13 protein-coding genes and 1 pseudogene are annotated in these 16,232 nt (G+C 42.0%); 2 read left to right on the forward strand and 12 right to left on the reverse strand.

The features are described from left to right. Positions 1-37: 37 nt before the first annotated feature. From NE638_RS11390 to NE638_RS11430, 9 genes and pseudogenes are all read right to left on the reverse strand, one after another. Complete coding sequence (locus NE638_RS11390; protein WP_173746212.1) at positions 38-1,207, reverse strand: YkvI family membrane protein; 1,170 nt, start codon at positions 1,205-1,207, stop codon at positions 38-40. A gap of 18 nt (positions 1,208-1,225) precedes the next feature. Further along, positions 1,226-2,644, reverse strand: a complete 1,419-nt coding sequence (locus tag NE638_RS11395) for an FAD-binding oxidoreductase (RefSeq protein ID WP_173746213.1) — start codon at positions 2,642-2,644, stop codon at positions 1,226-1,228. A 3-nt stretch (positions 2,645-2,647) separates the two neighbouring features. Continuing rightward, positions 2,648-3,838, reverse strand: coding sequence for an electron transfer flavoprotein subunit alpha (locus NE638_RS11400; RefSeq protein WP_092072303.1), 1,191 nt, complete (start codon positions 3,836-3,838; stop codon positions 2,648-2,650). A gap of 13 nt (positions 3,839-3,851) precedes the next feature. Further along, the gene (locus NE638_RS11405) at positions 3,852-4,640 is read right to left on the reverse strand and encodes an electron transfer flavoprotein subunit beta/FixA family protein (RefSeq protein WP_021976223.1); all 789 of its coding nucleotides are present in this window, start codon (positions 4,638-4,640) and stop codon (positions 3,852-3,854) included. Positions 4,641-4,979: 339 nt separating this feature from the next. Further along, on the reverse strand, positions 4,980-5,675 hold the full coding sequence (locus NE638_RS11410) for a DUF6198 family protein (RefSeq protein ID WP_118608972.1): 696 nt from the start codon (positions 5,673-5,675) through the stop codon (positions 4,980-4,982). Positions 5,676-5,831: 156 nt separating this feature from the next. Continuing rightward, positions 5,832-6,663, reverse strand: a pseudogene (locus tag NE638_RS11415) (hypothetical protein). 328 nt (positions 6,664-6,991) lie between these two features. After that, positions 6,992-7,726, reverse strand: a complete 735-nt coding sequence (locus NE638_RS11420) for an ABC transporter permease (RefSeq protein WP_118608971.1) — start codon at positions 7,724-7,726, stop codon at positions 6,992-6,994. 3 nt (positions 7,727-7,729) lie between these two features. After that, complete coding sequence (locus NE638_RS11425; protein ID WP_118608970.1) at positions 7,730-8,482, reverse strand: ABC transporter permease; 753 nt, start codon at positions 8,480-8,482, stop codon at positions 7,730-7,732. Position 8,483: 1 nt separating this feature from the next. Beyond that, the gene (locus NE638_RS11430; protein ID WP_118608969.1) at positions 8,484-9,413 is read right to left on the reverse strand and encodes an ABC transporter ATP-binding protein; all 930 of its coding nucleotides are present in this window, start codon (positions 9,411-9,413) and stop codon (positions 8,484-8,486) included. A 334-nt stretch (positions 9,414-9,747) separates the two neighbouring features. Here NE638_RS11430 and NE638_RS11435 point away from each other — a divergent pair, with 334 nt between their 5' ends. After that, on the forward strand, positions 9,748-10,461 hold the full coding sequence (locus tag NE638_RS11435) for a response regulator transcription factor (protein ID WP_118608968.1): 714 nt from the start codon (positions 9,748-9,750) through the stop codon (positions 10,459-10,461). A 1-nt stretch (position 10,462) separates the two neighbouring features. Then, complete coding sequence (locus tag NE638_RS11440) at positions 10,463-11,845, forward strand: sensor histidine kinase (protein ID WP_173746214.1); 1,383 nt, start codon at positions 10,463-10,465, stop codon at positions 11,843-11,845. 44 nt (positions 11,846-11,889) lie between these two features. Here the strand turns inward: NE638_RS11440 and NE638_RS11445 are convergent, their stop codons facing one another. The 3 genes from NE638_RS11445 to NE638_RS11455 all read right to left on the reverse strand — a co-directional run bounded on the left by NE638_RS11445 (position 11,890) and on the right by NE638_RS11455 (position 15,965). Continuing rightward, complete coding sequence (locus tag NE638_RS11445; protein WP_118608966.1) at positions 11,890-13,335, reverse strand: ATP-binding protein; 1,446 nt, start codon at positions 13,333-13,335, stop codon at positions 11,890-11,892. Positions 13,336-13,598: 263 nt separating this feature from the next. Continuing rightward, on the reverse strand, positions 13,599-15,065 hold the full coding sequence (locus tag NE638_RS11450) for a HEPN domain-containing protein (protein ID WP_118608965.1): 1,467 nt from the start codon (positions 15,063-15,065) through the stop codon (positions 13,599-13,601). Positions 15,066-15,266: 201 nt separating this feature from the next. Continuing rightward, entirely contained in the window at positions 15,267-15,965 is a 699-nt protein-coding gene (locus NE638_RS11455) for a hypothetical protein (protein WP_118608964.1), read from the reverse strand. Positions 15,966-16,232: the final 267 nt, after the last annotated feature.

The following is a 16,232-nucleotide window of genomic DNA, read 5'->3' on the forward strand; positions in this document are numbered from 1 at the left end:
GGATCAACGGGGGATTTTCTGTTCAGCTTTTTATTCTTCAGATCTCTTTTCCTTTTGTAGCAATGGCATGTACTACAAACGGTACAAACAATGTGATAAATGCCGCATATCCAAGGTATGCGTAACCTTTTTTGACAACTGTCATCAGACCAAACTGTGCGATGGCAAATGCCAGAAATGTGAAGATCGCTGTAAAAACTGCATTTCTTCCAAGATGTCCCTGAGATTTTTTCTCCGGGCTGTCCATACGGCGTTCTACTGCGTTTACGCAACGTGTTACGATACCGGAGATCATATTTACTGCTGTGGAAATAGCTCCAAGGATGATCAGCAGAGAAATGATCGGTGTCAGGATACCGGCGCCTACACCGTTCTGGACCAGTACCAGCATCGGTACCGATGCAGATGCCAGTTCATTTACATATGCAATGGCAAGAAGTCCGAGGATGGAAAGCTCCATTGCACAGAAATTGCATACAAACATCCAGATCGCTGCTTTGTTGATCTGTTTTTCGTCCGTTACATCCTCCATGTGCTGGTACATAACAGAAACAGATGCCAGCTGGAAGAAGAAATAAAGGACTGCTGAATAGAGCGCCGGTCCAAAGGCTCCGCTCTCGGAGGAAAGTACAGTCATTTCTCCGGAGGACATAGTATGGATGGAAGCTGTGATATCTCCCCACTGTGCAATGATATTCGGAACAAGTACCAGTACAAGACCGATGATGATCAGCACACTTAAGGTAGAAGCACATTTTCTTACAACATTGGTTCCGAAAAGTGCGATCACAAAGATAAATGCTGCAATGATCAGTGTACAGAGCCAGTATGGGATCCCGAACAGTGTCTGCAGTGTGGAACCGCCGGTTGCAAAGGCTGCTGCTGATGCAGTTCCGATCATGATCAGGTAACAGATCTCATAGAGATTGGACATAACCGGTTTCGTTTTTCCGTAAAGACTGTCGGAAAAGCTTCTGTAATCGTAGGTTTTGTGTTTATAAGCATAGCGCATTCCATACCAGAAAAACAGTGCATACAATCCCTGTGTCACTGCCGGCAGGATCAGACACCAGATACCGTAGTTGATAAAGTACTGATAGATCTGCGCTCCTGATGCGAATCCGCCTCCGAACTGTGTGGTAAATGCGACGAACGCAAGTCCCATAGCCAGAGGCATTTTACTTTGTAATGATTTATTCTGACTCATCTCTCTTTCCCCCATTTTTTATTTATTATATTCGATGACTTTTCCCGGATTCAGGATCAGTTTATCATCGAAAGCCAGCTTGATGGCTTTATAAAGAGCGATCATTCTCGGTCCCGCAAATTCTTCCAGAAATTCCAGACGTCCGTTTCCGATGCCATGCTCACCGGAAAGCTGTCCGCCCAGTTCCTTGGACAGTGCATACAGCTCTACCAGACTTGCGTGAGTGGCTTCCTTCCACTCCTGGTCACTCATTTCCGGTCCACGGAGCATCTCTGTATGGATATTTCCGTCTCCGCAATGTCCGCAGGGCTCTACACGGATGCCATGTGCACTTGCGATCTTTTTGGCTGCTTTTACATACTCTGCGATCCTTGCACGCGGAACAACTACGTCACACTCCTCCTGTGCGACAGAATCTGCTTTCATTCCTTCCAGGATCCCGCCTCTGACACTCCATACGGCTCCGGCACGCTCCGGTGTGCCTGCGATACAGCAGTCCAGGGCTCCGTTTGCCAGAGCTGCTTCCGCTGCTGCCTCCACTGCGCTGTCCAGCTCCTGCTTACTGGAAGCATCATACATAACGATCAGCACTGCTTCTCCCTGTTTTACTGGGAACATTTTGTTCAGATTGCGTTCTACGATATCGATCAGTTCTCTTTCCAGAAACTCGATGGCTGTTGGCACAAACGGCAGCTCCAGAACCTTCGGGACCATGTCTGCACATTCCTCAAGACTCCTGAACGGCATTACAAGGGTACAGGTGCAGGTCGGTGCGGGAAGAAGCTTCAGCGTTACCTGAGTCAGAATACATAAGGTTCCCTCCGAGCCGATCACCAGATCTTTTACATCATATCCCGTTGTGTTCTTCACAACGTTGGATGAAAAATTCATGATGGAACCATCCGGCATAACTGCCTCGATACAACGGACGAAATCCCTGGTCAGTCCATATCGTACCGCTTTCATGCCACCGGCATTTGTGATAACATTGCCGCCGATGGAAGCTGTTTTTTCGCCCGGGTCCGGCGGATAAAAAAGTCCTCCTGCCGCTGCTGCCGCCTGGATATCGATGAGAAGTGCTCCCGGCTCCGCTGTGATGGTCTGGTTCTTTCTGTCAATCGGAAAGATCTTGTTCATGCGCATCACAGAAAGCATGATTCCACCATATTTGCAGGTTGCTCCGCCTGCAAGTCCGGTTCCTGCGCCACGGCATACCACCGGGATATTTTCTTTATATGCGTAAGCCATGATGGCTGAGATCTCTTCTTTATTTAAAACCTCCACATAAAGCTCCGGAGGAAAAACTCCGTACTCCGGCATCTCATCACGATAATATTCTTTTGCGATCTCATCGCCGACCCATACACGATCTGAAGCAGTCACAGAACGGATGTAGTCAAAATCTTCTGAAGCCATTTTTTTATAGGGATATGCCATGACTTAATCCTCCTTCCGATTCTTTATCAGCTCTGTCAGCTCCGGTACAACCTGATACAGATCATCCACGATGCAGTAATCTGCAACATTAAAGATCTGTGCCTCCGGATCATTGTTGATCGCCACGATACAGTCAGATCCTGTCATGCAGGAGGTAAACTGGATGGCACCGGATACGCCGCAGGTGATGATCAGCTTCGGACGGACAGTTCTTCCGGAAAGTCCGATCTGATGTGCAACATCTCCGAATCCGTTTTCTACCATAGGACGGGTGAAGGCAAGCTGTCCGCCAAGGGCATCTGCCAGCTCCCGGCACATTTCCACATCCTTTTCATTCCGGACACCACGGCCTGCTACTACCAGAACATCCTCTTCCTCAAGGCTCTTTACCTTATCAATGACCCTGGATGACAGAATCTTGATCCTGGAATCTGCCATTTTTTCGTTTACCGGACATACGACCACCTGACCATGCGGATTTTTTACTTTTTCTGCCTTGTCCATAACCTTATAACGGACCGTGGCAAACTGTGGCCGTGATTTGGTGATGCCGATCTGAGCCATGATATTTCCGCCGAAAGCCGGTCTGATCTGGATCATATCGGTGTTGGAACGGATATCCAGAGTTGTGCAGTCTGCAGTCAGTCCCGTATGGAATCTGGTTGAAAGCCTCGGCGCAAGGGAACGTCCCAGCGCAGTAGCTCCGATCAGCACAGAGCTTGGCTTGTTTGCTGCGATACAGTCTGCAACTGCATCTGTGTAACAATCTGCGCGGAAGCCTTCGAAGCCTTCATGCTCATATACGTACACATTGTCTACGCCATATGGAAGAAGCTTTTCCGCATTTTCTTTTGTTCCTTTTCCTCCGACGATCACACAGTTAACCTGATAACCGACTTTGACCGCCATCTTTCTCGCTTCCCCGATCAGCTCAAAGGTAACCGGATGGATTTCTCCTCTCTCCTGCTCCACATAGATAAGAAAGTTTTTCCATTTATCCTTGTCAAAGGATTTCGCCTTCTGCTCAAACCGGATAGCTTTCTCCGGGCAGTTACGAACGCAAAGCCCACACATACGACAGGCATCGCCTACAACAATTCCATTTCCCTCTATGGTGAGGGCCCCAAAAGGACATTTCTCCACGCATACTCCGCAGAGTACGCATTTGTTTATATCAAATTTTAAAAATTCCATGTTCCGCTTCCCCCTATATGATCTTCTTTCCGGTCAGGAGAGCAACAAGCTTGTCTGCCTTTTCCTTTGCAGTTCCTTCCAGATAAACCTGTTTTTCGCTTTCCTCCGGCGCAAACATTTTTTCCACAGAGGTGGGGGAACCGATCAGTCCGTAACGGCTCAGATCCTGATCCGGCATATCTTCAAAGCTTAGGATCCGTACCGGACGGTCTGCAGTTGCCTTCTTTAATAAATAGGATGGCAGACGTGGCACGCAGGTATCCTTGTCAATGGTTAAAAGACATGGATACGGAATCTCGGAAACCTGGGAAACACTGACAAGATCCTGACGGACCTGAATGCTTTTTTCATTGACGTCCATGATCTCAGCTACCCATGCAGCATGTGGGATGGTCAGATGCTCTGCAATGGCCGGTCCAACCTGGGCTGTGTCACCATCTGTGGTCTGTCTTCCGCAGATGATCAGATCTGCACCGCCGATCACCTGGATTCCCTGTGCTAACGCATAAGAGGTTGCCAGAACATCCGCTCCCGCAAATTTTCGGTCTGAAAGGATCACGCCCTCATCAGCACCCATGGTATAAGCATCCCGAATCATCTCTTCCGCCTGAGGCGGTCCCATAGTAAGAACGGTTACAGTTCCGCCTGTTTTTTCCCGGATCGCAAGGGCTGTTTCCAGTGCAAACAGATCATATGGATTAGTCCTTGTCTCACCGGACATACGTTTCATGGCACCGGTTTCCGGATCGATATCAACCTTGGAAGTTGCCGGTACCTGCTTCATACATACAACGATCTTCATTTTCTATCTTCTTTCCTGTATTTTCGCTTTTATTTTTTGCTTTAAAACGTTAAACATCTGTATAAGTATAGCATTAACGTGGTGTAAAGTCGAGAGGGTTTTGGTGATTTTCACAAAAAAATATATAATTCGAGCAATTTTGTGGGCGGATATAGCTAAATCCAGCGGATTTTGGGCCATAAAACATTGAAATATCTGAAATGGGTGTTTATTTGCGCTCAATAATGAGATGCTTATATATAAAAAAAGTCTGAATTCCATCTTACGTTTCTTTTACGTAAGCTGAAGTTCAGACTTTTTTTCGGTTTTATTTTTCTATTAACATAAGCATCCCGCTTATCAGGCTGTTTTCTTTGTCAGAAAAGATACAAATCTCACATGACGATCCAGCTCATCCCCTATTAATCCGATCACTTTTCCCATAGTAAAAGCCGCAAGGATCGTACCGATCCCAAGTCCGTCCAGATGACCAAAGATAATGCCTGTCATAAGTCCGGTTACTGCAAGACAGGTAACATCAAAGCTGACCTTAATTTGGGAATATTTGAATTTCGTGATATCCGAAAGTTCTCTCGGAAACAGATCGGTTGGGATGATCGGCAGACCGCACCGGTTGGAAAGAGCAATTCCAAAACAGATCAGAAGATAGCTGATCACAAAATAAAGCACTCTGAATCCCATTGCCGTCGGCAGTATATTGATCTCCGATTCATAGAGATCCAGCATCTCGCTGAATGCAAATCCCACAACAAAACTGAACAAATATGGTACCACAAATTTTTTCCGCATGATCATCAGTGATAAGATCAGAAGTCCCTGAAAAATATACGTCCAGGTTCCAAGTGTAACATGTGGAAATACTTCCGAAAAAGCATAAGGCACACTTGATATCGCTGAAATGCCCGACCCGGAATAAAGCATAAGCACTACTCCCAGGCTGTTGATCAGGATCACGATTACCAGCGCCAGTTCTCCTCTGATCACCGGTAATTTTCTGTTACTTTGTAAATGACTGTCCTCCGCTGCTCCAGACATTTTAAAAAGCCTCCATTCTTTATGTGAAATATTTGATTATTTTTCTCATATAATTTAAGACTTTTTTTCAGGAAAGTCAATGAGCCGGCAACAAATGCGGATAAAATATCTACATTCGCCACCGGCTCATATATTATTTTGCATAAAAAATATTTTTTATTTCTTCAGATAAAATTCCATGTATACAGGATCGTGATCGGAATAGGAATATCCGGTATTTACATTTTCATATTTTGTACATTCCACATTATCTGAAATAATAAATCCGTCCAGCGTCACGGTATACGTCTCACCGGGTACATATTCCATATCTGCGTTGCGGGCACTGTTCCAGAGATCTTTTTTTTCATCTTCGGACAGCTGATCCAGACAAAAGGAAAAATGCTCCGGGAGTTCTGACCGCGGAAATGGGTAGGCCCAGGATTCAGGTTCTGCTTCCTCTGAATCGTCAGTATCTGCCTGCGTATCGCTGCTTTCGTTGGCTTCATCTGATTCTTTCGATTCTGCAGATTGCGTATCCGCAGCCTTCAGATCATGGTTGAAATCCCCACCGCAGATCACATAATTCCCAGCCTCATACTCTTTCTGCATATCTTCACTGAGCATCCGGATCTGGCCTTCCCGGATAGCATCGCTGTTTCCGTAAGCAGACATATGCAGTTCAAAGATCACCAGTTCTTTTCCGTTATCCACCGGCACCCTTGATCGTTTCCTTTACACTGTCCTTGCTTTTCGCCCAGGAGGATTTTTCGCCATCCATAAAGAAGCTGAAATCCGGGGTGTAGGCACCAAAACCGATATTATATGTAAGTGCGGAGTATTTTTCCCCGGTTGTAATGGCATCACCTAATGATGTGTTGTCTGAAATTGTCTCAACCTGCAGTTCCTGGTTGTCCTCGATGCGGTGGTAGCTGGCATAAAGATAGATAATGTACACCGCCAGGATCAGCACGATCGCAAGAATGATAATGCCGATCACTTTCAGGATTTTTCTTTGCTTTTGTGTTCATGGTTCACCTGCTTTCTTTATATCTGTTAATAACTCTTTTAACATATTTTTCCAATAAGCGGATAAAATCATCCGCATTCGCTGCTTGCTCATAACCGAATAACTTTTCCGCAGTTTATATAAAAAATATGTACGCCTAAGCCATTGCTTATATTTCTTCACAATTGTAGCAGTAACCCTTCCTAGTTCGGTTAATTTCCCAGATTTCTATAATTGTAACATGGTTGCATAGCCGGTGCATCAGAAAAAACAAAAAGCCCCGAAATTTTTATAATCTCGAGACTTTTTGCAATCCTGACGCACATCCTCACGCCCGTACATCCTTCTTCTTCAAGATCCACCCGGCCAGTACAAACAACACCATCAGCCACAAAACACAGCTCAGAACAAACAGTCCATAACCGCCGCTTAGCACATCCTCTTTTTTATTCGCATTCATCCCAGCCTGCATCAGACAATACGGCCAGGCCAGTGCAAAACCTTTCGATCCTGCAAACATGCCGGTAACACCTCCCACCAATCCCAGAAAGATCGGCACTGCGAAGCTTCGGATCATCATAGCAAGAACCAACTGTGCAGCAATAACAGCCAGCGCTCCCACAGCTCCTCTCAGAAGAAAAAATGGCAGTCTCATTGATGGCCAGCCTGACAGATGTGCGAAGATTTTTCCACAAAATACATACAGTACAAATACAAATATATGTGTAAGCAGAGCCAGTTTTGCCACCACCGCAAATTTCGCTATGAACAGGTCCAGCGGCTTTACCGGACTTGCCATGATCAGATTCCAATTATGCCCAAGATGTTCCAGCCGCCACAGATATGCTGCATAGGCCGCAACCATGGCTGGAAAGAAAAACATGGAATAAAACAACGTATGCTGTGTCCACAGACTGTACCATCCGTCCTTGAGGATTTCCAGATTCTGCAAATAATTGAAAGTTCCATATCCGGCAGAGATCACCGGCAGGAGAAAAAACATCGCCCAGATCGGGGACGCGTGAAGTTTCCGGTTTTCTGCTGCAATGCATCGTTTTAACATCTTCTACACCTCCTGTTTCTGCACTTTTCGCCATGCCACATAAAACAACACGGCTCCCAGCACAACGGTAAAGATCAGCAGGCCCCAGTTAAATGGCCGTGTACCATAAGTAACCATATGAGTAATTTTATCCCAGTTTGCCACTTCGTAAGCCCCCAGCGGAACAAAATATCCCCACGGCACAAAGTAACTAACAATCTGCGGCATAAATGCAGAAAACAGTCCCACCAATGCACCCACAATTCCAACGCAAAGCGCCAGCACCGGATTCCCAGATATTAATATAAGAAGAAATTCCAAGAAAAAAAGCATCAGGTTCACTGCCAGGATACACACTGTCATATAAAGAAACTGGTCTACAGGAAATACTTCCGTATATCCATGGATTTTTCCAAGAAAAACTACGCTTCCCATTTCCAGAGTTGTTATCAACAGAATCTCCAGGATTCCGAACAATGCTTTCCCCATAAATAAATTTCTGCGGCTTTGCAGCGTATAAAGCAGTTTCGTGGTATTTCCCTTAACCTCCATATCCCACAACCGGCTGGACAGCAATGACATCATGACGGGCAAAATGATCGTATTGATAACAGGAACGCTGTAAAATAATGCGCTGTATCCATTAGCCAGTTCCTCCGGACTGGACGGTGACAGGCCGCCTACCCAGATTATCATAAGCACCGGCACCAACAGACAAAGCAGAAGGTCGTGCCTGTGGCGGGCTTTCTTAAGTTCTACCTGAAATGCTTTGGTCATGTCACGCCACCTCCCCACGATCCTGCGTCAGACTGAGGAAAATTTCCTCCAGATTTTTTGTCTGGGAAGTTACTCCCACAACTCCCGCGCCACTTTGCGCCAGAACGCTGACAAGGGCTGCCAGAACCTGGTCAGAAAGAGGTGGCAGTTGTAAAACGTCTGGCTGGTGCTCTGCTGTAACTGCCTTGATTCCCTGCTTCTGCAAAATAGTGATGCTTCTTTGGACGTCAAGAACACGAAGCAGAATACCACCCCGGCTGTGCTTCTGAAGTTCCTTCAGAGAGCCTTCAAAGAGCATTTTTCCATGATGATTTAAGATTCCGATCTGTGTGACCATCTGCTCGATCTCCCCCAATAGATGACTGGAGATCATGACAGTCGCTCCCGTTCTCTCCGACATGGAAGCAATCAGACTTCGCATTTCCTGAATTCCTGCCGGATCAAGACCGTTGGTTGGTTCATCCAGGATCAGAAGTTTTGGCTTTCCAAGTAGTGCCATTGCAATACCAAGACGCTGTTTCATGCCAAGAGAATACTGACCGACTTTCCGGTTTGCATCAGAAGTCAGATCAACCACTTCCAATACCCGGTCAATGTCTTTGTGGGTGATTCCTTTCAGGTCTGCAATAATAGAGAGATTTTCCCGTGCTGTGAGATGCAGATATCCGGATGGAGACTCGATCAGGCTTCCTGTCTGTTTCAATAATGTTATACGATTTTCCTGATCCATGGTTTTTCCAAGCAACTGAACGCTTCCACTGGTAGGATGCGCCAGACCAAGAAGCATCTTCATAGTGGTAGATTTCCCTGCACCGTTCGGTCCCAGAAAGCCATACACACAGCCCTGTGGAACGGAGAGATTCAGATGGTCTACGACTATTCGGCCATTGTAACTTTTACAGAGATTGTGAGTTTCAATAACAGATTTCATAATGTTCACTCCTGTTTTTTGATTGTTTTTGTTTTTTGGAATGAATTTAGTTTATATCTGTTGCCTTAATCTCAGTTGTTGCTTAGCTTAAATTTGGCTTAAGTTTTTGTGGGATAGATAGTATTAATCATAAAGTATGTTATAGTAAAACCAGTACATATTAAAGCAACATGACTGGATATTCTCAATCTACATTCACTACGTAGTTCTTATCAGACAACCATTTTGAGCTTATCAGGAAGATTTTGTACTCCTCCTGGTATATCCGCTTGCCAATACGCAGTTTTTCTTTAACTTGCATTTTATTCCACCAGGAAAGACGAGGACCACAACAATGAACACTATATATGAAACTCAAATTTTAATCGTAGATGACAACCAAGACCTTCTCCATCTGCTCTGTGAACAGCTATCCGGCGCAGGCTACCAGCATATCCAAACTGCCACAAATTGTGCAACCGCAAAAGCTGCTTTCCTGAATGAACAGCCTCAGCTGATGATCCTGGATATCAACCTGCCGGACGGCGATGGCTTTTCCTTATTTCGAACTTTGCGGGCTAAAGCTGATACTCCGGCATTATTTCTTTCCGCCCGTGATGCAGACGCAGACCGTTTATTCGGACTTGGTCTGGGTGCAGACGATTACCTTACCAAACCATTTCTGATACAGGAGCTCCTCCTTCGTGTCCAGCATATTCTTCAGCGTTCTTACCGCACAGAACTCTCTTCCGCCCAAATGATAACGCTGAAACTTGGCGACCGAAGTGTAAATCTCAATGATGCTCTTGTTTTTTTACCGGACGGAAGCCGCACTGCGTTGACCGCCACGGAGCTTTCTCTGCTGCGTAAACTGACAGAAAACCGCGGCCATATTGTAACTTACGACGCGCTTTGCTCCGCTGTCTGGGGCGCCGATTATTATGGCTATGAAAACAGCCTTGGCGTACATATCCGACACCTGCGCCAGAAGCTGGAAGAAAACCCCAGCCAGCCTCATTATCTCATCACAGTACGTGGCATTGGCTACAAACTGGCAAAGGAGGTCTGACATGAAAACTTTTATCCGCCTGATCCGGCGCTATGTACTGACTGCTATAGCTGTTGTTCTACTGTTTTTATTTCTTGGAACCGGGATGATCGTCTGGATCAGCTGGCGGGAAGGTAGCCGTCTGCCACAACAGGAATATACCGCCAGCAAAATCGCTGATTCCATGGCGGAAAACAAGAACGGGCTTAGCTTTGGTTCTGCTCATACTCCTCAAGAGTGGATGGATGGTTACTCCTGGGCTATGGTAATTGATGGTTATGTGAAATGGAATTATCTGCTGCCTGACAAATTAAACCACCACTATACTTCCGGTGATATTGCAAGTTTCGCCCGCTGGTACCTGGATGATTATCCCGTATTCTGCTGGAAGGAAAGTTATGGACTGTTTGTGATCGGTCTTCCAAAAGGAAGTCTCTGGAAATACAGTCTTTATAATTCTCCGGAAGTCCTACGCGATATAGCCCATAACGTTCCTATGATGTTTCTGAGCTTGCTGCTTTTGGGACTGATCTTCTGTCTCTGGCTTGGATGGCGCGGGACAAAACGCTTGAAAATTGTGGCAACGGGATTAGATTCCCTTGCAGAAGGACAGACAGTACAACTGCCAACGAACGGCTTCACCGGAGAACTGGCTGAAAAATTAAACCAGACCAGTGCGCAGCTGCAAAAAAGAAATGAAATGCTTACAAGACGTGATAATACAAGAACACAGTGGATCGCAGGTGTCAGTCACGATATCCGCACACCTCTGGCCCTGATCCTTGGATGTGGAGAACAGCTGGAGCATGATGTTGCGCTCCCTGATGCCGCCCGTCAGAAAGCTGCCGATATCCGCACCCAGTGCGAAAAATTACGCAGCCTGATTGATGATCTGAACCTGACCAGCAAGCTGGAATACGGCGCACAGCCTCTCAGAAAAGAAGCTTTTGCTGCCGGTCCATTATTCCGTAATCTGATCGCACAGTTTTATGACACCCCTCTGGCTGAAAACTGCGAAATTTCTCTGGTACAGTCCGATGCTGCTGAACACGCACAACTTTCCGCAGACCGCGCCCTTCTCAGTCGCCTGCTGGAAAATCTTCTGAATAACAGCATCCGGCATAATACTGATCTTATAGAAATTTCTGGTCTTGTGGAAATTTCTGTTCACACAGAGATAGAAATAGCAGAGAATCTTTTCCGCCTGACAGTAACAGATAACGGAAAAGGCTATCCTCCGGAAGTTCTCGCAACTCTTCATTCTGACGAAACACCCGATAATACACCGCACATTCTGGGGCTCCACGTCGTAGAACAGATTGCCACAGCCCACGGTGGAAAGACCCTCTTCTGCCAGAATGTCCCTGCTGGTGCGAAAGCGGTTGTGTGGCTGCCGGTGGAATAACATCCGTTGCCGCCACCAATACCAACATTATTTCTATATATTTTTCAATCAAACAGCTCCGTATAAAACAGCTGCTTAGGACTTTTAGGTTTATCTGGTATACTCATTTTTATTATTCCTTTATCAACTAAAGGCATTATATGCGTTTGAATTGCATAAGTAACAGAACTTAAACCTAAATAATTACATATTTCTTTTCTTGTTCGCGGCGTTTTACAAAAAAGAATTAATTCCCTATTTTCTACTGATTCAGGAATATTTTTTTCTTCTCCATATTTATACAGTTTTACAATAAAACAACCTCTTTCATCTAAAAATTCAGGTTGTGGTAAATTGTACTCCTGCATCGTTCTGCGAATTGTTGGAATTCCAGAATATCGATTTTCTGTAATTTTCATCACCTCTAATTCCGAGGCAATTACTGGATTTCTGGTATCTGGTTGCACTTTTCCCAACTGATCAATTCGTATTCTTCCATACAATCCACCTGGATTTTTGATTTCAATTCTATCCTCATACATTATTAATTGTATCGGCATGCCCTCTGTATGAATACTATAATCACGGTGTACTAAAGCATTTAATATTGCTTCTCTAATTGCTGTAATTGGGTAGTCCGTTCGATCCTCACGTTTTCCTGTCAAAGGATTAATAATGGTCTTCATTCGCATATTTCTACTTACAAACTTCATTGCTCCCTCAAGCATGTCCGATATATTTCCTTCTATTCTTTGATTATCTAAAAATCTCTCTCCTTGCTCACCGATTTCTCCCATCTCTTTTCCTGGAATAACTGTTGCAATAATACATAATTGAGGAAAATAAGCTTGGGGATATGGGCTAAAATTCATTACAGAACTTAATGTAATCCCATCATTCCGTTTTATACTCATCAACTCATAAATCTCATTGTCTGGTATAACTGCCAAGCGTGCTTTTCCTTTCTTCAATAATCCAATATATTCTGCTAATAGCACCTGATCCAATGAAGCAAATGAAGCCCTCTCAATTACCCTTATATCATCCTGATATTTTTTTCTATAAGCCTCATAACTATATACTTCATATTCTGTCATAGGCTCGTCACTGTCTCCTACACGTATAAACGAGCCCTTTACTCTTCCCCTTCCACGATAAAAAACCGGTCTATCTGAAATATCTGCACCAGGTATTTCAGCAGAAACAAAATATTTTCCATTTTTTTCTGCAACTGTAAGCTGTGGTCTAACAACTGGTTCCATCTGCAAACATTGCTCATTTATTTTCTTCTGGATATCTTGCGGATCATATACTCCCACTTCTTTAAAATTTTGCTTTTCATCCACACCAAAAATAATAATTCCTCCATCATCCTGATTGGAAAAACTAGACAATGAATCATACAAATGTTTGGGGCACCCTTGTTCTGCACTTTTTATCTCTAATGTAGGAGTTTCACACTTAAATTTCTGAATCAATTCTAATTTTTCAATTAATTCTTCGTTTGTCATTTTAGTTCCTCCATTTTTTTCATATTCTAACATTATATTTAAGTTTATTCAAGGAACTCAAATATTATTCAAGAAACTAAAATAGGAACTCAAATCATTTAGGTTCCTATTATATACTTATCTGCATTTATTTTCGAATTGCATAATATATCCATGCCAAATTTTTCTTATCTACTAGGATTTCATAATACTACTTCCCCTGCCTTGCAAAACCAGACTAATGTATTGTATGGTATGCACATAGTTCTTTTCCTGTTCTCATGCTATTTACTTTCTGAAAAAAGACGCATCGCATTATCAAACTCTCCGCATTGTAAAGTATCTTTTTCAATCTCAACTTTCATTATACTTTTCATCAACCAAGAACACATCCTATTAGTTTGTGATCTTTGTTTAATTTTCTCTGTATCGAGTCCCATATCCCTTAAGCTTATGATTCTATACAATTCCTTACACAGACTGGCAACATTCAATAAATCATCAAATTTCATTGTCACCGGTACTCTATTAGAAGAATGAGTATAAAAATTCCTATCATTCACAATATCATTTATAAGTTTTTCCTTTTCCCCTACAAATTTAGTTTTAGATATTTCTATAAAACAATTGCAACCTTTATATAAATAATCTTTCACCGCTTTTCTAAATGATATACCTGAATATCCAAGCCCCTTTTCAACCAATTCTTTTTCGTCTTCATTTTCAAGTTTACTCATTAATTCTTTCTTCTTTTCTTCAAATTCTTTAATTTCTTTTTCCTCATCTGTATATGCCTGAGTATACCCTTCAATCAATTGCATTGCAGCTAAAAATTTGTTTATTGTTACAATTTTCACATCTTCATCAAGTAGAATTCTTCCATACGCTTGCTGTGCATTATATATTTTTCTATAATTAGAGAACCAATACTTCATTGCTTGCTCTAAATTTTGAAAATCTGTTATCTTATATAAACTACTCCTTTTAAAAGATATAGAATCCATCGTATCATTTTTCAATACATTTAGCTTTTCTTTCGGAAAATTACAAATTCCTATAACTTCTACCATTTTATTACTTTCAGTACAATTTAAAGAATTAACAGTAACATTTTCTCCTGCCAATACCGAAAAAAAGTCCACTATTATATATAAATTTCTTTTTATCTCCTCCATATCTATAGCTGAATTAAACTTCCATATAATATAATGTGCAAATCCAATGGAAAAAGATTCTTTTCTATATTGATATCTCGGATAAACACAAAATGTTAATTCCCCGTTTTCTAACTGCACAACTTTATTTTCTATATTAATTGGTATATCAATTTTATGATAAAATAAAATATCCATATAATTTTTATTCATGTCATACGGGCATAAACCAATTAACTCATTTCCCTCCGTTATTTCAAAGCGAATCTCTTGAAATTTAGATGTATTTGTATAAGCCCTTTCACCCTTAAACAATATATCTGCCTGCAGTTCAAGTTTAAAATAATTATCCATTCCTCCTGACGCTGATTTGAAATTCAATCCAACTGCCGTTATCATTTCTCCTTCTTCTAATTCAATTACCAAATATTGGTTTATTTCTTCTCTCACCAAATTTACAATATCTCTTGAAACTCTGTAAAGCGTAATCATACCTTGATAAAATTTATTAATACTTATTTCTGCCCTACTATCCATTTCTACTTTATTTATATAAAGAAGCTTTCCTGAAAAGCCAGTTTTTGATTTTATACTCATATTACCCCTCTGTTATATAAACTCTCTAGCACCAAATATATTTAACAGCATTCTCTCCAAACAATATTAAATATTATAAATATTCTCTTCTTTACCTAGATTTTTAAATATACTTTTTTATTTTAGCATATTTTATAGAACAGAAAAACCCCGGAAATCTTACGGTTCCGAGGGTCTTCTTAATAATCATCTTTTTATTCTTCATTTTTTACGCCCAACTCTTCTACTGATCAATTTTTTATACTCTATCGAACTAACACGTATCCATTCCTGCTGCTCTCTACAATATTGAGAAATTATCATGCAATATGAATCAAATTCTTCTAACAGTTCCTTTCCTGTTCTATGATATTCAATAATGTAATCCTCTGTATTTTCTATTGCTGCTCTTTCCAAATATCCACAGCCTTTTAAATTCATTAATGTATCAAACAAGTCAACTTGAATTGTATATACAACTAAAATTTTTTGAATAGAATTTATTATTTCTTCTCTTATCTCATAATCCTTAGCCAAATCATTATTATAATTTTCCCTTAGTTTAAAACATGGTGTTATAACATATCGGTAAAGTTCCTGGCATAGTGCCTCATTCACTGCTGGAGCCTTTTTATACTCTGGTATGATAACCTGAAAAATAAAAAATATTTCTGCAGCAATTAAAGAAATAGCTATATTAAAAAGAAATTCTCCCACATCCCACAACCAATTTACAACATTGAAAGCACTAATTATTGAGCTGCATTTGAATATTAAATATATCACGCAATATAATATGGCTACTACTCCAACAATAAAAACCTTTCGATACATTTTTCCAAAATATATCAGAATATTTTCCTGTGGTCTTTTCACCATATAATCATCTCTTCCGCCACCTCTAAACTCTAGCTTTTTCATATTTTCTCTCCCTCAACAATCTTCATTATATCATCTGTCTTTTCGTAAAAGAAAGCTTTATTTTATGTAAATGATAGGAATCAAAATACCTTGACAAATGCAGGACATGAAACTTGAGATAATGTCATTAAAACGTATAATCTGACATAATCCTTAATCACATTTCTGCTTCATAGGTAAATCTACTCTCTCTATTATTGGATTTGCGAAAAATATTTATCCTTCCAACAGAAAAACCCGTAGAACCGAAGTTCTACGGGCATCTTA

Source organism: Blautia sp. MSK.18.38, assembly GCF_024460535.1.
Classification (GTDB): domain Bacteria; phylum Bacillota; class Clostridia; order Lachnospirales; family Lachnospiraceae; genus Blautia_A; species Blautia_A fusiformis.